Source organism: Pantoea ananatis LMG 2665, from assembly GCF_000710035.2.
Lineage (GTDB): Bacteria > Pseudomonadota > Gammaproteobacteria > Enterobacterales > Enterobacteriaceae > Pantoea > Pantoea ananatis.
Genome location: NZ_JMJJ01000001.1, coordinates 239,492 through 259,340 on the forward strand (window position 1 = coordinate 239,492; position 19,849 = coordinate 259,340).

Consider the following 19,849-nt stretch of genomic DNA (forward strand, 5'->3'; position numbering starts at 1 on the left):
CTTTAAATCCCATTTTAGATTTCGCAGTCCGGGTGACCCGGCTGAATTGAGAATATATTTATTATGTTAATCAAAATGTTGACCAAAGTTTTTGGTAGCAGCAACGATCGTACTTTGCGCCGTATGCGCAAAAACGTTGATATCATCAACAAGATGGAGCCGGAATTCGAAGCGCTCTCTGATGAAGAACTGAAAGCCAAAACTGAGCTGTTCCGTGAGCGCCTGAAAAAAGGGGAATCACTCGAAAGCCTGATTCCTGAAGCTTTTGCGACGGTACGTGAAGCCAGTAAGCGTGTGTTTGGCATGCGCCACTTCGACGTGCAGCTGATTGGCGGGATGGTGCTGAATAACCGCTGTATTGCAGAGATGCGCACCGGTGAAGGTAAAACCCTGACGGCAACCCTGCCAGCCTATTTGAACGCGTTAACCGGAAAAGGCGTACACGTCGTTACCGTCAACGATTATCTGGCCCAGCGTGATGCGGAAAATAACCGCCCCCTGTTTGAGTTCCTTGGCCTGAGCGTCGGGATCAACATGTCAGGCCTGCCTTCCGTCGCCAAACGTGAAGCTTATGCCGCAGACATTACTTACGGTACCAACAACGAATACGGTTTCGACTACCTGCGTGACAACATGGCGTTCAGCCCTGACGAGCGCGTACAGCGTAAGCTGCACTATGCACTGGTGGATGAGGTTGACTCCATCCTGATTGATGAAGCCCGTACGCCATTAATCATCTCGGGTCCGGCAGAAGACAGTTCAGACCTGTACACCAAAGTGAATAAAATCATTCCTCATCTGATTCGTCAGGAAAAAGAAGACTCAGACAATTTCCAGGGCGAAGGTGACTACTGGGTTGATGAGAAAGCGCGCCAGGCACATATGAGCGAGCGCGGCCTGGTCAAAGTTGAAGAACTGCTGGTGAGCCAGGGCATCATGGTAGAAGGTGAGTCGCTTTATTCACCGACCAATATCATGCTGATGCACCACGTTACCGCTGCGCTTCGCGCCCATGCGCTGTTCACGCGTGACGTTGATTACATCGTCAAAGAGGGTGAAGTTGTCATTGTTGATGAGCACACGGGTCGTACGATGCAGGGCCGTCGTTGGTCAGATGGTCTGCATCAGGCCGTTGAAGCCAAAGAAGGCGTTGAAATTCAAAACGAAAACCAGACGCTGGCGTCAATCACCTTCCAGAATTACTTCCGCCTCTACGACAAGCTGGCAGGGATGACCGGTACGGCTGATACAGAAGCGTTTGAGTTCAGTTCCATCTACAAACTCGACACGATTGTTGTCCCGACCAACCGTCCGATGGTGCGTAAAGATCTTGCCGATCTGGTTTATATGACCGAGAAAGAGAAGATTGACGCCATCATCGAAGATATTCGTGAGCGTACGGCTAACGGGCAGCCGGTTCTGGTGGGTACGATCTCCATCGAAAAATCAGAAGTGGTATCGAACGAGCTGACACGTGCAGGCATTAAACACAACGTACTGAATGCTAAGTTTCACGCCCGCGAAGCGGATATCGTGGCGCAGGCTGGTCAACCAGGCGCGGTTACCATCGCGACAAACATGGCGGGCCGTGGTACCGATATCATGCTGGGCGGTAGCTGGCATGCGGACGTTGCCGAGCTTGAAAACCCAACCGATGCGCAAATCAACGAGATTAAAGCCGCCTGGCAGATTCGTCATGATGCGGTGCTGGCCTCTGGCGGTCTGCATATCGTGGGTACTGAGCGCCATGAATCTCGCCGTATCGATAACCAGCTGCGCGGTCGTGCAGGCCGTCAGGGTGACGCCGGTTCTTCACGCTTCTACCTGTCAATGGAAGATGCGCTGATGCGTATCTTTGCTTCGGATCGTGTTTCAAACATGATGCGCAAGCTGGGCATGAAACCGGGCGAGGCCATTGAGCATCCGTGGGTGACCAAAGCCATTGCCAACGCACAGCGTAAAGTGGAAAGCCGTAACTTCGATATTCGTAAGCAGCTGCTGGAATATGACGACGTGGCCAACGATCAGCGTCGTGCTATCTACAGCCAGCGTAATGAACTGCTGGATGTGTCCGATGTATCAGACACTATCAACAGCATTCGCGAAGACGTCTATAAATCCATTATCGACAGCTACATTCCACCTCAGTCGCTGGAAGAAATGTGGGATGTACCGGGCCTTGAAGAGCGCCTGCGTAACGACTTCGATCTGGATCTGCCGATTAGCGAATGGCTGGACAAAGAACCGGATCTGCATGAAGAGACACTGCGTGAACGTATCATGACGCACGCGGCCGAAAGTTATGCGGCAAAAGAAGAGATTGTCGGCGCAGAAATGATGCGCAACTTTGAAAAAGGCGTCATGCTGCAAACGCTGGATTCGCTGTGGAAAGAGCACCTGGCCGCAATGGATTATCTGCGTCAGGGCATCCACCTGCGTGGCTATGCGCAAAAAGATCCTAAGCAGGAATATAAGCGTGAATCTTTTGCTATGTTTGCCGCGATGCTGGAAACGCTGAAGTACGAAGTGATCAGCACGCTGAGCAAAGTCCAGGTGCGCATGCCGGAAGAGGTTGAAGCGATGGAGCAACAGCGTCGTGAAGAGGCCGAGCGTCTGGCGCAACAGCAGCATCTGAGCCACGCCAGCGAAGAAATTCTGGCGGCGGAATCTCTTGCGCAGCAGGGTGGTGAGCGCAAAGTGGGGCGTAACGATCCTTGTCCGTGCGGTTCAGGTAAAAAATACAAACAGTGTCACGGTCGTCTGGCCTGATAAGCGGTTAACGAAAAGGAGCCACTGGCTCCTTTTTTTTTACTTTTCCGCTGACCATTCGGCCCCCTGAGCGGTTAACAACCTGCTTAACATGTTTTAGAATCAGCCCTCATTCACCCACTCTTCGGGATATTTTCATGAAGCACCTGCAGGTTGCAGTCGGCATCATTCGTAATGCCAGTAAACAAATTTTCCTTGCCCAGCGTGCGGCCTCTTCCTATATGGCCAATAAATGGGAATTTCCCGGCGGCAAAATTGAAGCCGGTGAGAGCGCAGAGGAAGGGCTGGTGCGCGAACTGGCCGAAGAAACCGGGATTGAAGTGACGCAGGCGCGGGCAATTGGCACGAAAGATCACACTTACGATGACCTGCGCGTGACGCTGCACTTTTTTCTGGTGGAAGGCTGGAAAGGAGAACCCTGGGGCAAAGAAGGGCAACCACAGCGTTGGGTCGATCAACAGGCGCTGATCGCCGATGAGTTTCCTGCGGCGAATCATGAGCTGATCGCACGTCTGGTGGCGGGCGAACTTTAACAGAGTGGGGCAACAAAGCCCCACGTCTCACTCAGCGCTCTTCCTCACTCCAGTTGTCGCTGTCGTTTAAATCATCACTGCTGGGAATGCGCTTCTCTTCCGCCGCCCATTCGCCCAGATCGATCAACTGACAGCGTTTACTGCAAAATGGCCGCCACGGACTGAGTTCATCCCAGATCACCGTTTTACCGCACTGTGGACATTCCACCGTCATTATCTCTTCCTGCATGTTCACCTCTAACAACAGGCCAGTTGGAAATTCAGGCGCGCAGGCACTTCGCCGCGCTCACTGTCCAATGGCATAAAACGAATCGCAAAACGGCTTTTATGGCCTGAAACCTGAGGATACAGCGCATCCTCCATTTCCAGCTGCAGCCGCAGTAAATCAGCGCCTTCAGCATTATCCTGGTAAAACCCATTCAAACTGGTTTGTAAACGGTAGGTGCCTGACTGGCGAATCAAATCCAGCAACATCGCCAGCGTACTGTGCAGCGGGATAAGCGTTTCCATCCAGCGCGTCACCTGCGCGTCGCGCGTCGCCTGGGGCAGGTGCAGCCAGATGTGCAGGCCGGGTAAATCAAAGCTACAGCATCCGCCGGGAATGCTGAGTCGCTGGCGCACCAGGGCAATCAGACGATCTTCCCGCAGCTGCTGGCCCATTCGTGGGGCGCTGTTAAGCAAAACAGACTGCGCTTTGAGTTTGTCACGCAATGCATCGACCACGGACATATCGACACCGGGGACATCCGCCCAGGCGCGCAGTTTCGTTTGCTGGCGTTCAAGTTCTTTCAGCAACTCGGTGCGCATGTCGCCGCGCTCGAAGATATCCAGTAATTCGCCAACCAGGCGGAAAAAAGTCAGTGCCGTGGCGGTGTTTTCCAGCGGCATAATGTCATGCAGCTGGTCGATCAAAAATTCCACGCGCAGCCAGGTACGCATTTTTTCATTCAGTGGATGTTCAAACAGAACGACTGTACTCATGAGTTAATCCTGTCTCGTTGCCGCAAGCTTTAGATAAAGCTGATGAAGCTTGGCAACCTGGGGTAGCGCCTTTTCAGGTGCGCCACTGTTATCAATAATATCGTCAGCACAGTCAAGGCGCTGTTGGCGAGTGGCCTGTGCTGCAAGAATACGTTTAGCCTGCTCAAGAGAAACATTATCGCGCTGCAGCGTTCGTCTGAGCTGCGTCTCTTCGTCGGTATCGACCACCAGCACGCGATCGGCCTGGCGCTGCAGCCGGTTTTCGACCAGCAAGGGCACGACCCACAAAACATAAGGTGAGGCCGCCTGAGCTTTAAGCTGTTGCGTCCGGGCATTAATAAGCGGGTGAAGCAGCGCGTTTAACCAGTTTTTCTCATCGGGCGTCGCAAAGATGATTTCTCTAAGCCGTGAACGTTGCAAGGTTCCCTGTTCGGTCAATATCGCATCGCCATAGCGTTCGATAATGGCCTGAAGCGCTGGCGTGCCGGGTTCAACGACTTCGCGTGCAATGACATCCGCATCAATGATATCGACACCGGACGCAGCAAAATACCCGGCAATCGTACTTTTACCGCTGCCAATTCCGCCAGTCAGCGCCACGGTGTAGGGGGGATTTCTCACTCGAACTCTCTTAGTCGGTCAGTATCACGCAGGTCAACGCGTCGTTACAGGAAAAAATGCGTGCCGGATCACACTAAAAATCCGCATCTGAATGTAATGGATTGTAGCGTAAATAAAGTGAAATTCGCAGTCTTGTTGCGGCTGGAATGGCGCGTATCATGAGACAGGGAAAACCCTGATGGCGTCATGTACGGCAGTGTATAACCTCTTACCAGGACACGATGTATGCGCATTGAAGAAGATTTGAAACTGGGATTTAAAGACGTACTGATTCGCCCCAAGCGCTCCACGCTGAAAAGTCGCTCACAGGTTGAGCTGGATCGCCGATTCACCTTTAAGCATTCCGGTCTGAGCTGGAGCGGCGTCCCGGTTATCGCCGCCAATATGGATACCGTTGGCACCTTTATGATGGCTGAGGCGCTGGCAGGTTTTCATCTTTTAACGGCCGTCCATAAGCATTACAGCGTGGAAGAGTGGCGGGCCTTTGTTCAGCGCGTGCCGGGTTCAGTACTGAACTATGTCATGGTTTCAACCGGTACCTCGGATGCCGATCTCAATAAACTGATTGCGATCATGGCGATCTCCGATGCGCTACAATTTATCTGCATCGACGTCGCCAACGGCTACTCTGAACACTTTGTTGATTTCCTGAAGCGTGCCCGTGAAACGTTTCCCGGCAAGACAATCTGCGCGGGTAACGTGGTAACCGGTGAGATGGTGGAAGAGCTCATCCTGTCTGGGGCGGATATTGTCAAAGTGGGCATTGGGCCTGGCTCAGTTTGCACCACGCGAGTCAAAACTGGTGTCGGCTATCCCCAGCTTTCTGCGGTTATTGAATGTGCCGATGCAGCGCACGGTCTGAGCGGTCAGATCGTCAGCGACGGTGGCTGCAGCGTACCCGGCGATATCGCAAAAGCCTTTGGTGGTGGCGCAGACTTCGTCATGTTGGGCGGCATGCTGGCGGCGCATGATGAGTGCGAAGGTCGTATAACAGAAGAAAACGGTGAGCGTTTCATGCTGTTCTACGGCATGAGTTCAGAATCGGCCATGAAGCGTCATGCCGGTAGCGTCGCAGAATACCGCGCGGCCGAAGGCAAAACGGTGAAGCTTCCGTTACGCGGGCCGGTAGAGGAAACCCTCCGCGATATCCTTGGTGGTCTTCGTTCTGCCTGCACCTATGTTGGCGCTGAGCGTCTGAAAGAGTTAACCAAGCGCACCACCTTTATTCGGGTCGCCGAGCAGGAAAACCGAACCTTTAATCGTTAAGGTTGCCTGCTGCGTATGCAGTAAGGGCTATACAGCGCCTTTACTGCATCGCTTCTCCCAGCCCAAACACCGGCAAATACATGGCAATCACCAGCGTGCCAACGATGCCGCCAATCACCACCATCATGACAGGCTCCAGCGAGGCGGCAAGGTTATCAGCCCGCATCAGCGTTTGCCCTTCATGCCATTCAGCCAGGCGCGCCAGCATCACATCCAGTGCGCCAGCCTCTTCCCCCACGCGAATCAACTGGCTGCAGAGCGGACTAAATAAGGGATGATTGCTCAGCGCCAGATACAGGGGATTACCCTGCGCAATGTGGTTCTGTAGCAGCCTGATGGCGTCCTGCCACAGTCGCGAGGACAGGGTGACTTTCGCTGCCTCCAGTCCCTGTAGCAGCGTGAGTCCAGCCTGCTGCGTCAACTGGAGAACGCTGTAGATTTGTGTCAGCTGATTGCCCTGCCATAGCCCGCCAACGATCGGAATGTGCATCAAAACGCGCTGTTCGCGCCGCTGCCAGTTTTCAGAACGCCGCCGCCACTGTTGCCACCCTGCGACCAGCAGAATAATCAATCCACTTAGCGGGAATCCCCATGCCTGTAATCGCTCAGAGAGCCCGATCACGGCCGCAGTGAACGCAGGCAAGGGAGCATTGAAGGAAGCATACACGGAAACAAACTCCGGCAAGACGAACAGCAGCATGCCGCAGGTAACGGTCAGTGCGACGGCCAGAATAAACAGCGGATAGCGCAGCGCCTTGATCACCTTGCTCCGCAAATGTTGCTGGCGCGTTTGCTGCAGTGCCAGCTGCTCGCAGCAGACATCCAGCTGGCCCGTCAGCTCACCCACCTCCATGAGCGCCGGGTAAAGCGGGGGAAATATTTGCGGCCACTGTCGTAAGGCGCTGGAAAAAGGTTCGCCCGCTAATATCTGATGTTGTAGAGCCAGCATCAAGGCTCGCCAGGGCGTCTGCGAATGTCCTTCGGCAAGCAGGCTCAGGCTTTGTGAAAGAGGAAGGCCTGCCTTAAGCAGCGTGGCGAGCTGGCGAATCAAGTCAATTTTGTGCTGCCACTTCCAGTCTCTTCGCCGCATCACCTTTCCCCGCGTCCAGCTGACGGGCAGTAAATGACGCTGTGCCAGGTCAGAAAACAACGTCTCGCCGTCAGGCGCAAGATGGTGGCCCGTTTGCAACCTTCCGCTGCCGTCTACCGCATGCCAGCGATACACATAAAGGCTAGTCATTATCCAGTCCGACAACGCGCTGCATTTCTTCCAGGGAGGTATCCCCACGGCTGACGGCTTCAAGACCCGACGCCAGCAGGGTGCGCATGCCCTGCTGTTTTGCCAGACTCAGCAAGCCCTCAAGTGGCATTTCGGCGGCAATGGCGTTTTGTAACTTAGCCGTTATGGGCAGTAATTCAAACAAGGCCAGCCGACCAAAATAACCGGAGAAGCAGTGATCGCAGCCCGGCGCCCGCCAGGTTTGTAACGTTCCGGGCCAAAGTGAGGCGGGAAAGTGGGCAACAGCCTGTGCTGGCTTACGGCAGTGAGGGCACAAACGCCTGACCAGCCGCTGGGCAACGATCAGACGAAGTGCGGAACCCAGCAGATAACCGGGAATGCCCATTTGACGCAAGCGCGTCAGGGTTTCCGCTGTCGAGTTGGTGTGCAGGGTAGAGAGAACCAGATGACCGGTCTGAGCTGCCTTAACGGCAATCTCCGCCGTCTCGCCGTCACGTATTTCACCGACCATCATCACGTCCGGATCCTGACGTAACAGGGCGCGTAACACGCGATTAAAATCAAGGCCATACTTTGGATTAATCTGGGTCTGGTTGATACCGGGGAGAGGGATTTCAACAGGATCTTCCACGCTGCAGACATTCTTATCAGGCTGGTTGATCGCGCTCAGGCCACTGTAAAGCGTGAAGGTTTTGCCACTCCCGGTAGGGCCCGTTACCAAAATCAGCCCTTGTGGCTGCCTGAGCGCGGCGGTCAGAAGGCGTAACTGCGCGGTGGGTAATCCCAGCTTGTCCAGCGACAAGGCCGCGCCCTCACTCTGAAGCAGGCGAACGACGGCTTTTTCGCCGCCCTGAACGGGCAGGGTAGAGAGCCGAAAAGAGGCCGATTTTCCGTCAATGTCACAACTAAACTGTCCGTCCTGAGGCAGGCGCCGTTCGGCAATATCCAGACCGGCCAGAATTTTCAGTCGTGCCAGCAGCGCAGCCGGTTGTGTATCAAACTGCAGGGGGAGAGGATGCAGGACCCCGTCAATCCGCAGGCGAATACGCAGAGTGCTCTGATAAGGTTCGATATGAATATCCGATGCACGACGCAGAGTTGCCTGGCGCAAAAGCTGACTGGCCGTATCAATGGTCGATTCGCCGGGAGCTTTTTCATTGGCCACCAAAGGTTTACGCATCGATTCAAACTGTTCTATCCGGGCACGAGGCCAGCACTCCACCTCTGCCTGACACTGGCTGGCAAACTGTAATGCCTCCATCAGGCCCGCCGGGACGCTTTCAGGAACGGCAAGGCGCAAGTGTGTCGCACTGTGCTCAAGGACAATCGCCCGAAAGCGCTGGCAGATGAGCGCAATCGCATCATCAGACGTGGGCATAGGCACCTCCCCGATCGGCAAAGCGGAACTGCTCCTGACAATTATCACGTAGCGTGGTATTAGCGCTGGTACAGGTGCGCTGCCACTGAATGCTGCCTTCATTGCTGTCCCACACGGGCAGCATTTCAACGCTTAGCCCGTTAAGGCTTTCCTGTCCGGTCAGGGTGATCGTGCCGTTCACGACGGTGACCGCTGAAACATACCGTGATGTTGTGCCTTGCGGAATCCCTCGCTGCCCGGCCTGGCAGGCGTCCGGGCCGCCGCGTTCAATGGCGCAAAGCTCAACCGCCGTTTTAAACGGCACCATCGTTTGCAGCATGTCGGTCAGCGCGGCGCGCTGCAGATAATTTTGGTAGGCGGGCAACCCAATAGCGCTGAGTATTGCCACGATGCCGACCACAATCATTAACTCGACCAGCGTGAATCCACGTTGAGAGATCATTGCATTACCTCCTGAATAAGAAGGTCGCAGTTTAAAAAGCCTGTGATGGCGTTAACAGCAGCAAAAGGAAAGAGTGGAAAAGGGCAGGCAGTAAATACAGCGGGTTACAGCAATACAGCGGTTACGCTGGAAGAAATAGCACAAAACAGGCCGTGCCAGCGGCACGGCACAAGCAATTATTTAGCGTCAAAGCGCATAGAAAGATCCAGGGCATGGACATGTTTAGTCAGTGCGCCGACGGAAACATAGTCCACACCGGTCTGAGCAATCTCCTGGATCGTCGTTTCGGTCACGTTGCCTGAGACTTCCAGCAGCGCACGGCCCTCGGTTATCTTCACCGCCTCGCGCATCTCATCCAGCGTGAAGTTGTCCAGCATGACGATGTCGGCCGACGCCGTAAGCGCGTCCTGTAGCTCCTTTAACGACTCAACTTCGACTTCGACCGGTACATCCGGATAGAGCCAGGAGGCTTTTTCCACGGCCTCGCGAATCGAACCACTGGCAATGATATGATTTTCTTTAATCAAAAAGGCATCTGACAGACCCAGACGGTGATTGCTGCCGCCACCGCACAGCACCGCATATTTCAAAGCTGTGCGCAGCCCTGGTAGGGTTTTGCGTGTATCCAGAAGCTGAGTCTGTGTGCCTTCCAGCAGCGCAACATAGCGACTGACTTCGGTGGCAACGCCAGAAAGCGTTTGCACAAAGTTCAGGGCGGTGCGTTCGGCGGTGAGCAACAGGCGGGCAGGGCCCTCGATTTCAAACAGCAGTTGATCCGGCGTAAGCGTTTGGCCATCTTCCACGTGCCATGTCAGCGCGGTATAGGCACCCAACTGGTTGAAGACTTCCTCTACCCAGCGTTTACCACAAAAAACACCGGCTTCGCGGGTAATCACCCGGGCGTGGGCGCGACTTTCGGCGGGCAACAGTTGGGCGGTAATATCCCGTTCGCTGTCTACCTCACCGCCAAGATCTTCCTGTAATGCGCGTGCGACCGTTTCAGGAATATCATTTTCAATACGTTCAAGCAGCGCACTCCGGCGACTGTCAGGATCATAGCGACGCACAGACATAGCGTTCAGCTCCAGCAAAAGACAGATAACAGTGGGATTACCATATCCTGGATAACAAAGCGGTGCCAGCCCCGAGGGGATTTTTGTTTAGTATACTTAACAAACGGGCGAGAGTGAGGAGGGCGCGGCGCATTTTGGCGCAATAATGCCTTAGAATTCATGCTATTCTCAATTCGACTTCGCGATGAGAAATCAGTATGAAATTAGAACATGGATGGCTGACCGGTGTGCGCCAGGTACCGTCACCCCACTGTAATGAACGGCCGCACAACGAGGCGCCCTCTCTTCTGGTCATTCATAATATCAGCCTGCCGCCTGGCGAATATGGCGGGCCGTGGATCGATAAACTGTTCACGGGCACACTGCCCTCAGACGCGCATCCCTACTTTGCTGATATCGCGCATTTGCGCGTTGCAGCCCACTGCTTAATTCGTCGTGATGGCGAGATTGTGCAATATGTTCCTTTTGATCAACGCGCCTGGCATGCAGGCATATCGCAGTTTGAAGGGCGGGAAAACTGCAACGACTTTTCCATCGGTATCGAGCTGGAAGGAACGGACGTTGAGCCCTATACCGAAGCGCAATACCACGCGCTGCATCAGGTCACGCAAATTTTGTTACAGCACTATCCGATAACGCCTGCTCGCATTACCGGACACAGCGACATTGCACCGGGACGTAAAACCGATCCCGGACCGGCGTTTAACTGGCAATATTATCTGCAGCGGTTACCGCAACAAAAATCGTGATTCATCTGGAGTAACTATGACGTTATTTACCTTGTTACTGGTTTTAGGTTGGGAGCGGCTGTTTAAGCTGGGAGAGCACTGGCAACTGGATCATCGGCTTGAACCTGTTTTTCGTCGCCGTCGGCAGGTTTCCCTCATGCGTACTCTGTTGATGTTGTTGGTCGTGATGGCATTGACTGCGCTGGTGGTGTGGAGCCTGAAAGGGATTCTGTTTGGGATCCCGCAGCTTGTGTTCTGGATTGTGGTGGGATTACTGTGCATCGGTGCCGGTGTGGTGCGTCAGCATTATCATGCCTATCTGCAGGCGGCGAGTCGGGATGAGGCGGCCGCGCATCAGGCGATGGCGGCAGAACTGACCTTGATCCACGGCGTGCCGGTTGAATGCAGCGAACGCGAATTTTTACGCGAGTTACAAAACGCCCTTATCTGGATTAACTTTCGTTTTTATCTGGCGCCAATGTTCTGGTTTGTGGTGGGCGGCGCATGGGGGCCAGTTTTACTGGTCGGCTACGCCTTTTTACGGGCCTGGCAAAGCTGGTTGGCAAAACACGGTACGCCAATGGCGCGCGCGCAATCAGGCGTAGACACGCTTTTGCATCTGGTTGACTGGATCCCGGTCCGCCTGGCGGGCGTTGCCTATGCGCTGCTGGGGCATGGTGAAAAAGCGTTGCCTGCCTGGTTTGCATCATTAACCGACAGGCATCGCTCTCAATACCATGTGCTGACGACGCTGGCACAGTTTTCGCTGGCCCGCGATCCTCATACTGATAAGGTTGCTACGCCACGTGTTGCGGTGGCGCTGGCAAAACGCATTTCACTGGTATTAGTGGTGGTCGTGGCGCTCTTGACCATTTACGGGACGCTGGTGTAATCCGCAGGTGGCACGCCAAAATCCGGTGTGCCATCTTCACGCCAGTAAAAATATTTCAGGCGCGTGTGGCGGTTGCCATCCCACAGTGGATCCCCTTCAATTTCCGTATAGTTGCGCGCATGGTAGACCAGCAGATCCCGCCCCGCTTCATCCTGGGTAAAACAGCTGTGCCCAGGGCCGTACTGGCGGTTCTCCCAACTGGTTGAGAATACCGGCCGCGCTGACTTCTGCCAGGCCAGGGCATTAAGCGGATCGGCATCACGCGGAATCGACAGCAGGCCCATACAATAATTCTCATCCGTTGCGCTGGCGGAATAGGTAATAAAAAGCCGATCGCCATGCACTATCGCCGCCGCCCCTTCATTAACACTAAAGCCTGCGCACTCCCATTCATATTCCGGACGGCTCAGCATGACCGGTTTACCTTTAAGCGTCCATGGGTTGCGCAGCTCCGCAAGATAGAGGTTGGAATTGCCCGGAATGCCGGGATCTTTCTGCGCCCATAAATACCAGTTTTTACCCTGATGAACGAAGTGAGTGGCATCCAGCGAGAAGCTGTCGATATGACTCAAAACCTGGCGTACAGGCTGCCAGCTGCCGCTGAGCGGATCCTCACCCTCGCAAACCAGCGCATACATGCGGTGCTGAAACAGCCCGTCTTTGATGTCACGCGAGGGCGCTGCGGCAAAATAGATGACCCATTGACCGTCAATGTGATGCAGCTCCGGCGCCCAAATCAGCTCGCTGAAGGGACCGATATCGGGCTTGTGCCAGATCACCACCGGCTCCGCGTGGCGTAAGTCCATTAGCGTACTGGCGCGTCGGATTTCCAGACGATCGTATTCCGGCACAGAGGCAATAAAGTAGTAGTGCTCTCTGTGGCGCAGGATAAAAGGATCGGCACGCCGTTCGATAAAGGGGTTCGGCCAGTGTTCACTCATTTCAGTGCTCCTGTCTGGATCTCGCTCAGCGTCTGGTTGCTGCCCGACTGTGCCGCGATGCGACGCAGGGCAAGATCGCGTTGGATGGTTTGCATTAAGGTACGATCCACTTTCATCAGTCGTACTACGCCCGCGGTAATCAAATAGCCGATGCCAGGAATAACGGTAAACAGCAGCACGATGCCGTTAATCGCCTGGGCGGATTGCTGCTTAGCTCCCGCATCGTAACCGTAAGCGGAGAGCAGGAACCCCACCATCGCTCCTGCTACCGCTAACCCGACCTTGAGAAAGAACAGGTTGCCTGAAAAGCTGATACCCGTGATGCGCTTGCCAGTTTTCCATTCACCGTAGTCATCCACGTCTGCCATCAGGGACCAGTGCAGGGGGGAAGGAATTTGATGCAGGATATTCAGCAGGAAGTAAGCGATAACGATTGCTACGGTGGCATGAGGATCAAGCCCGTAGAAGCCGCAGGAGAACAGGGCCAGGACAATATTGGTCCAGAAAAAGACTTTCAGCTTGCACCAGCGATCGGTCAGCACTTTGGCCAGCGTACTGCCCAGCATCATGCCCACCACGCCAAGGCTGATAAACAGCGTCGCAAAGTGCGGCGTTTGGCCCATTACCCAGGTCACGTAATACATGGTCGCCGCCATACGAATAAACCCCGGACACACGTTGCAGAGCGTGAGCAGCAGAATGCGCACCCATTGGTCATTCTTCCAGACATCGCGCAAATCGTGTTTCAGGTCATCATTTGTCGGCACGGCAGGATGAATACGTTCACGGACGTTTGCGAAACAGAACAGGAACATCGCCAGGCCGACCAGGGCCAGTACGCCCATCGCCATTTGGTAGCCGCGCGCTTTATTGTCGCCGCCAAACCACTCTGCCATGGGCAGTAAAGACAGCGAGAGAATCAGCGTGGCAATCCCCACCATCACAAAACGGTACGACTGACAGGATACACGCTCGCCAGGATCGTTAGTGATCACGCCACCCAGCGAGCAGTAGGGGATATTGATCGCGGTGTAGGTCAGGGACATGAAAAAATAGGTCACAAACGCCCAGATAACTTTGCTGTGATAGCTCCAGTCAGGCGTGGTAAACATCAGCACACTGAATATAACGTAGGGCACCGATACCCACAGCAGCCAGGGGCGAAAGCGCCCCCAGCGGCTTTGGGTTCTGTCGGCAATCGCGCCCATTATCGGATCGGTAATGGCATCCAGAATCCGGACGGAGAGTAACAGCACACCGACCAGCGCCGGGGCTAAGCCAAATACGTCGGTATAGAAATAGCTGAGAAATAACATGACGGCACCGCCAATCATGTTGCAGCCGGCATCACCCATGCCGTAACCCAGCTTTTCTCTGAACGAGAGGGTTTTACCTGTCATTAATGTTTCCTGCAGAACAATTAAACAGAAAAGAAGTATTAATGTTTAATCAGCAGGATGAGCGGCAATAAATCGTTGCGATGATGGACAAAACAGCCATGCGAGAAGAAGTGTGAACCGCGTCGGGTCTGGTGACGGCCCACCCGCTGAAAAATGGCGGCGGGTGGGCAGGGGGATCAGGCTTTTTGCGTCTTATTTTTGACGAAATAGCCAATAGCAAGAACGATCAGCCAGACAGGAATCAACCAGACGGAGATGGCCATCCCCGGCGTCATGGCCATCAGAACCAGAATGCCGGCCAGGAACACCAGGCAAATCCAGTTACCCAGCGGGTAGAGAACGGCCTTGAATCGGGTGGTTACGCCTTGCTGATTTTTCTTTTTACGGAATTTCAGGTGCGCCAGGCTAATCATCGCCCAGTTGATGACCAGGGCAGAAACGACCAGCGACATCAACAGGCCAAACGCTTCAGCCGGCATAAGAAAGTTGAGCAGTACACACAATGCCGTGGCAACGGCCGACACCAGAATACTCATCACGGGCACACCGCGACGGTCCACGTTCAGCAGCGCTTTAGGTGCATTGCCCTGCTGCGCCAGACCAAACAGCATACGGCTGTTACAGTAAACGCAGCTGTTATAGACCGACAGCGCCGCAGTCAGAATGACGACGTTCAGCGCGTTAGCCACCATCGCATCGCCCAGCTCGTGGAAAATAAACACAAACGGGCTGGTTTCTGCGGTTACGCGCGTCCACGGCATTAAAGAAAGCAGTACCGCCAGCGAACCGATATAAAAGATCAGAATACGCCACAGCACCTGATTAGTGGCTTTAGGAATCGTGGTTTCAGGATTGTCCGCTTCGGCAGCCGTAATCCCTACCAGCTCCAATCCGCCGAACGAAAACATAATAATGGCCATGACCATCACCAGTCCGCCCAGGCCGTTGGGCATAAAGCCGCCTTGCTCCCACAGGTTGCGCACGGTGGCCTGTGGACCGCCGGTACCGCTAAACAGCAGCCAGCCGCCGAACAGGATCATGGCAATAACCGCAATCACCTTAATAATGGCGAACCAGAACTCCATCTCACCAAACACTTTTACATTGGTCAGGTTAACGGCGTTGATCAGCACAAAGAAGATGGCGGCTGAGGCCCAGGTAGGAAAATCAGGCCACCAGAACTGGATATACTTGCCCACCGCGCTCAGCTCGGCCATCGCCACCAGCACATACAGGACCCAGTAGTTCCAGCCGGAGGCAAAACCGGCGAAGTTGCCCCAGTATTTGTAAGCGAAATGGCTGAAGCTGCCGGCGACCGGCTCCTCTACGACCATTTCGCCGAGTTGGCGCATGATTAAAAAAGCGATAAATCCGGCAATGGCATAGCCTAAAATAACGGCCGGGCCAGCGGATTTGATAACCGACGCACTGCCCAGAAACAGGCCGGTTCCCACTGCACCACCCAGGGCAATCAACTGAATATGGCGGTTTTTTAAACCGCGCTTCAGCGATTCGCCGTGCTGTTGTTCCATACACACCTCATGATGTTGTTATTCTTCGCCGCAGGATGCTCTGACTGTAAAGAATTAAATACACTTAAGACTGATATTTTTAGGGAATCTGACTTGCGTAATGCCGCCAGCTGTAACCTGCCGACCAGAATAGTGATAAGCGCATGGCTTTGCACCTGCTTTCGCTTTACCTGTTACGAGTTGGCTGAAAAAGAAGCAGCGGAAAAGGGGGATGTTGACGAGGTGGGTAAAAAAAGAACCTGAACGCAGCGAAAGGAAAGCGCAGCGAGCTAAATCGGTTTAACTGGGAGCTTTGTGTAATTTTAGGTAAACCCGAAAAAATTTAACATTGAGTTAACACCCTGTTTTCCACTTTTCAACTCAACAGTTAATGCAAAAGCACAGCCTTACGTCACCTTAATGTCACCGATGCCGTATAGACACAAGGTGAATACTTTGTTACTTTACGGGCTCCTTTTTTGAATTGGTATTACCAATTTACTTTATCAGACAGGCACACTAAGAAGGGAAGATGGCTTACATTAAGATTCGTCAACCCAAACTCTCCGATGCCATTGAGCAGCAACTTGAATCCCTGATTATGGAAGGGACGCTGCAGCCGGGAGAGAAGTTGCTCCCCGAGCGCGAACTCGCCAAACAATTCGATGTTTCACGTCCGTCTCTCCGTGAGGCAATCCAGCGTTTAGAAGCGAAAGGATTGTTACTACGCCGTCAGGGCGGCGGAACATTTGTACAGAAACATCTCTGGCAGAGCGTGAGCGATCCTCTCGTTGGGCTTCTTGCCGAGCATCCGGAATCGCAGTTTGACCTGTTGGAAACGCGCCACGCGTTAGAAGGCATCGCCGCTTACTATGCCGCGCTGCGCGGTACAGAAGAGGATTTACAGCGGATTCGCGACTGCCATCTTCATATTCAGCAGGCGCAGGACAGCGGCGATCTCGACGCTGAAGCAGACGCAGTAATGAAGTATCAGATCGCTGTCACAGAAGCAGCCCATAATGTCGTGCTTTTGCATTTGCTACGATCAATGGGACCTATGCTGGAACAGAACGTTCGACAGAATTTTGAATTGCTCTACTCGCGCCGGGAAATGCTGGCGAAAGTGAGCGGTCACCGCGCCAGAATTTTCGAGGCGATTGTGGCTCGTGAGCCGGAACAAGCACGCGAGGCTTCACACCGTCACCTGGCGTTCATTGAGGAAATCTTGCTGGACAGAAGTCGGGAGCAGAGCCGTCGAGAACGCTCCCTGCGTCGTTTACAGCAACGTAAGGAATAACGTGCGGCAAAGATCGTGCGAACATGTGCGACGAGCCTGTCTCCCTGACGTTAACAGGCTCCCGATTTTTCAACGTATTAGACACAGATAAGGAATACCCCCATGTCAGAACGTTTACACAATGACGTGGATCCGATTGAAACTCGTGACTGGCTACAGGCGATCGAATCGGTCATCCGTGAAGAAGGTGTTGAACGTGCACAGTATCTGATTGATCAGGTGCTGAGTGCAGCCCGCAAAGGCGGTGTGAAAGTTGCTGGCGGTGCTGCCGCAATCAGTAACTACATCAACTCTATTGCCGTTGAAGATGAACCGGATTATCCGGGCAACACCTCACTTGAACGTCGTATCCGTTCCGCCATTCGCTGGAACGCCATCATGTCGGTGCTGCGCGCATCGAAGAAAGATCTGGAACTTGGCGGCCACATGTCCTCCTTCCAGTCTTCTGCCACCATCTATGAAGTGTGTTTTAACCACTTCTTCCGCGCGCGCAGTGAAAAAGACGGCGGCGATCTGGTGTACTTCCAGGGCCACATTTCTCCGGGTATCTATGCCCGTGCTTTCCTGGAAGGTCGTCTGACTGAAGAGCAGATGAATAACTTCCGTCAGGAAGTGGATGGCAAAGGCCTGTCCTCTTATCCGCATCCAAAACTGATGCCGGAATTCTGGCAGTTCCCGACCGTCTCCATGGGTCTGGGCCCACTCAATGCCATCTACCAGGCTAAATTCCTGAAATATCTGGAACACCGTGGTCTGAAAGATACCTCCGGTCAGACCGTTTACGCTTTCCTGGGCGACGGCGAGATGGATGAGCCAGAATCCAAAGGTGCGATCACCATCGCCACCCGTGAAAAACTGGATAATCTGGTTTTCATCATCAACTGTAACCTGCAGCGTCTGGATGGACCGGTCACCGGTAACGGTAAGATCATCAACGAGCTGGAAGGCATTTTTGCCGGTGCTGGCTGGGAAGTGATCAAGGTTATCTGGGGCGGTCGTTGGGATGAACTGCTGCGTAATGACACCAGCGGTAAACTGATCCAGCTGATGAACGAAACCGTTGACGGCGACTACCAGACGTTTAAGTCACGTGATGGTGCCTATGTGCGTGAGCACTTCTTCGGCAAATATCCGGAAACCGCTGCCCTGGTGAAAGACTGGTCAGATGATGAAATCTGGGCACTGAACCGTGGTGGTCACGATCCGAAGAAGATCTATGCGGCACTGAAAAAAGCGCAGGATACCAAAGGCAAGCCGGTTCTGATCCTGGCCCATACCATTAAAGGTTATGGTATGGGCGACACCGCCGAAGGTAAGAACATCGCGCACCAGGTGAAGAAGATGAACATGGATGGCGTTCGCTACATCCGCGATCGCTTCAACGTGCCGGTCGAAGACGACAAGATCGAATCTCTGCCTTACATCACCTTCGATAAAGGCTCTGAAGAGTACAACTATCTGCACGGCCAGCGTGAGAAGTTAGGCGGTTACCTGCCATCACGTCAGCCGAAGTTCACTGAAAAGCTGGAAATGCCAGCGCTGGAAGAGTTCAGTGCGCTGCTGGAAGAGCAGAACAAAGAAATCTCGACCACCATCGCGTTCGTGCGTGCACTGAATGTGATGCTGAAGAACAAATCGATCAAAGATCGCCTGGTGCCTATCCTTGCGGATGAAGCCCGTACTTTCGGTATGGAAGGCCTGTTCCGTCAGATTGGTATCTACAGCCCGAACGGTCAGCAGTACACACCGCAGGACCGTGAGCAGGTGGCTTACTATAAAGAAGACGAGAAAGGTCAGATTCTGCAGGAAGGGATTAACGAGCTGGGCGCAGGATCATCCTGGCTGGCGGCGGCAACCTCTTACAGCACCAACAACCTGCCGATGATTCCGTTCTACATCTATTATTCGATGTTCGGATTCCAGCGTATTGGCGATCTGATGTGGCTGGCGGGCGACCAACAGGCGCGGGGCTTCCTGGTCGGCGGTACATCAGGCCGTACCACCCTGAACGGCGAAGGTTTGCAGCATGAAGATGGCCACAGCCATATTCAGTCACTGACGATCCCTAACTGTATCTCCTACGATCCGTCGTATGCCTACGAAGTGGCAGTCATCATGCATGACGGTCTGGTTCGTATGTACGGCGAAGCGCAGGAAAATATTTATTACTACATCACCACGCTGAACGAAAACTACCACATGCCAGCGATGCCGAAAGGTGCCGAGGAAGGTATCCGTAAAGGTATCTACAAGCTGGAAACCGTTGAGGGTAGCAAAGGTAAAGTTCAGCTCTTGGGTTCAGGCTCTATCCTGCGTCACGTGCGTGAAGCTGCCCAGATTCTGGCGACCGATTACGGCATTGGTTCAGACGTTTACAGCGTCACCTCGTTCACCGAGCTGGCCCGCGATGGTCAGGACTGTGAGCGCTGGAACATGCTGCATCCAACGGAAGCCCCACGCGTGCCTTACATCGCTCAGGTGATGAACGAAGCGCCAGCCGTGGCCTCCACCGACTACATGAAGCTGTTCGCTGAGCAGGTTCGCAGCTATGTGCCTTCAAGCGATTACCGCGTGCTGGGTACGGATGGCTTTGGCCGCTCTGACAGTCGTGAAAATCTGCGTCACCACTTTGAAGTGGATGCATCTTACGTTGTGGTTGCCGCGCTGGGTGAACTGGCTAAACGTGGCGAAATCGATAAGAAAGTCGTGGCGGATGCGATCGTGAAGTTCAAGATCGATGCCGATAAAGTTAACCCGCGTCTGGCTTAAGAGGTAAC

Annotated in this window: 17 protein-coding genes; 7 read left to right on the top strand and 10 right to left on the bottom strand. The window is 53.9% G+C overall.

What is annotated here, in order from left to right; genetic code table 11:
* Window positions 1-63 precede the first annotated feature (63 nt).
* Both secA and mutT read left to right on the top strand, forming a co-directional pair.
* Window positions 64-2,769, top strand: a complete 2,706-nt coding sequence (gene secA, locus EL29_RS01040; RefSeq protein WP_028714819.1) for a preprotein translocase subunit SecA — start codon at window positions 64-66, stop codon at window positions 2,767-2,769.
* A 137-nt stretch (window positions 2,770-2,906) separates the two neighbouring features.
* Window positions 2,907-3,302, top strand: a complete 396-nt coding sequence (gene mutT / locus EL29_RS01045) for an 8-oxo-dGTP diphosphatase MutT (RefSeq protein WP_013024622.1) — start codon at window positions 2,907-2,909, stop codon at window positions 3,300-3,302.
* A 31-nt stretch (window positions 3,303-3,333) separates the two neighbouring features.
* Here the strand turns inward: mutT and yacG are convergent, their stop codons facing one another.
* Genes yacG through coaE form a run of 3 tightly spaced genes read right to left on the bottom strand, consistent with a single transcriptional unit; the run spans window position 3,334 to window position 4,904 of the window.
* Window positions 3,334-3,531, bottom strand: coding sequence for a DNA gyrase inhibitor YacG (yacG, locus tag EL29_RS01050; protein WP_014606584.1), 198 nt, complete (start codon window positions 3,529-3,531; stop codon window positions 3,334-3,336).
* Window positions 3,532-3,539: 8 nt separating this feature from the next.
* Window positions 3,540-4,283: a cell division protein ZapD gene (gene zapD, locus EL29_RS01055; RefSeq protein WP_013024624.1), complete on the bottom strand. Its 744-nt coding sequence runs from the start codon at window positions 4,281-4,283 to the stop codon at window positions 3,540-3,542.
* Window positions 4,284-4,286: 3 nt separating this feature from the next.
* Complete coding sequence (gene coaE / locus EL29_RS01060; RefSeq protein ID WP_014606583.1) at window positions 4,287-4,904, bottom strand: dephospho-CoA kinase; 618 nt, start codon at window positions 4,902-4,904, stop codon at window positions 4,287-4,289.
* A gap of 225 nt (window positions 4,905-5,129) precedes the next feature.
* Here coaE and EL29_RS01065 point away from each other — a divergent pair, with 225 nt between their 5' ends.
* Entirely contained in the window at window positions 5,130-6,170 is a 1,041-nt protein-coding gene (locus EL29_RS01065; protein ID WP_013024626.1) for a GMP reductase, read from the top strand.
* Between the two features lie 40 nt (window positions 6,171-6,210).
* On the opposite strand, the gene hofC is transcribed toward EL29_RS01065, so the two are convergent.
* The 4 genes from hofC to nadC all read right to left on the bottom strand — a co-directional run bounded on the left by hofC (window position 6,211) and on the right by nadC (window position 10,303).
* Complete coding sequence (gene hofC / locus EL29_RS01070; protein WP_019106425.1) at window positions 6,211-7,410, bottom strand: protein transport protein HofC; 1,200 nt, start codon at window positions 7,408-7,410, stop codon at window positions 6,211-6,213.
* On the bottom strand, window positions 7,403-8,788 hold the full coding sequence (gene gspE / locus EL29_RS01075; protein ID WP_026021064.1) for a type II secretion system protein GspE: 1,386 nt from the start codon (window positions 8,786-8,788) through the stop codon (window positions 7,403-7,405). Before gspE ends, hofC begins: the two co-directional genes overlap by 8 nt.
* Window positions 8,775-9,230, bottom strand: a complete 456-nt coding sequence (gene ppdD / locus EL29_RS01080) for a prepilin peptidase-dependent pilin (protein ID WP_014606580.1) — start codon at window positions 9,228-9,230, stop codon at window positions 8,775-8,777. The genes gspE and ppdD overlap by 14 nt, the downstream gene beginning before the upstream one ends.
* A 176-nt stretch (window positions 9,231-9,406) precedes the next feature.
* Window positions 9,407-10,303, bottom strand: a complete 897-nt coding sequence (gene nadC / locus EL29_RS01085) for a carboxylating nicotinate-nucleotide diphosphorylase (protein WP_019106426.1) — start codon at window positions 10,301-10,303, stop codon at window positions 9,407-9,409.
* A gap of 197 nt (window positions 10,304-10,500) precedes the next feature.
* On the opposite strand from nadC, the gene ampD reads away from it, so the two are divergent.
* Together ampD and ampE are read left to right on the top strand one after the other, a co-directional pair.
* On the top strand, window positions 10,501-11,052 hold the full coding sequence (gene ampD / locus EL29_RS01090) for a 1,6-anhydro-N-acetylmuramyl-L-alanine amidase AmpD (protein ID WP_014592923.1): 552 nt from the start codon (window positions 10,501-10,503) through the stop codon (window positions 11,050-11,052).
* A 16-nt stretch (window positions 11,053-11,068) separates the two neighbouring features.
* The gene (gene ampE / locus EL29_RS01095) at window positions 11,069-11,923 is read left to right on the top strand and encodes a beta-lactamase regulator AmpE (protein WP_013024632.1); all 855 of its coding nucleotides are present in this window, start codon (window positions 11,069-11,071) and stop codon (window positions 11,921-11,923) included.
* Here ampE and EL29_RS01100 read toward each other — a convergent pair.
* The 3 genes from EL29_RS01100 to aroP all read right to left on the bottom strand — a co-directional run bounded on the left by EL29_RS01100 (window position 11,905) and on the right by aroP (window position 15,796).
* Window positions 11,905-12,864 carry a glycoside hydrolase family 43 protein gene (locus EL29_RS01100; protein ID WP_022622252.1) on the bottom strand — a complete coding sequence of 320 codons (960 nt, stop codon included), beginning with the start codon at window positions 12,862-12,864 and terminating at the stop codon, window positions 11,905-11,907. The two genes, ampE and EL29_RS01100, sit on opposite strands and share 19 nt — an antisense overlap.
* Window positions 12,861-14,264, bottom strand: coding sequence for a glycoside-pentoside-hexuronide (GPH):cation symporter (locus tag EL29_RS01105; protein WP_014592926.1), 1,404 nt, complete (start codon window positions 14,262-14,264; stop codon window positions 12,861-12,863). The genes EL29_RS01100 and EL29_RS01105 overlap by 4 nt, the downstream gene beginning before the upstream one ends.
* Before the next feature lie 176 nt (window positions 14,265-14,440).
* Window positions 14,441-15,796 (bottom strand): aromatic amino acid transporter AroP, encoded by a 1,356-nt coding sequence (gene aroP, locus EL29_RS01110; RefSeq protein ID WP_014592927.1) that lies wholly within the window; start codon window positions 15,794-15,796, stop codon window positions 14,441-14,443.
* A gap of 511 nt (window positions 15,797-16,307) precedes the next feature.
* Between aroP and pdhR the strand changes: the two genes are divergently transcribed.
* On the top strand, window positions 16,308-17,072 hold the full coding sequence (pdhR, locus tag EL29_RS01115; RefSeq protein ID WP_013024636.1) for a pyruvate dehydrogenase complex transcriptional repressor PdhR: 765 nt from the start codon (window positions 16,308-16,310) through the stop codon (window positions 17,070-17,072).
* 102 nt (window positions 17,073-17,174) lie between these two features.
* Entirely contained in the window at window positions 17,175-19,841 is a 2,667-nt protein-coding gene (gene aceE, locus EL29_RS01120; RefSeq protein ID WP_014592928.1) for a pyruvate dehydrogenase (acetyl-transferring), homodimeric type, read from the top strand.
* The last annotated feature ends 8 nt before the right edge of the window (window positions 19,842-19,849 follow it).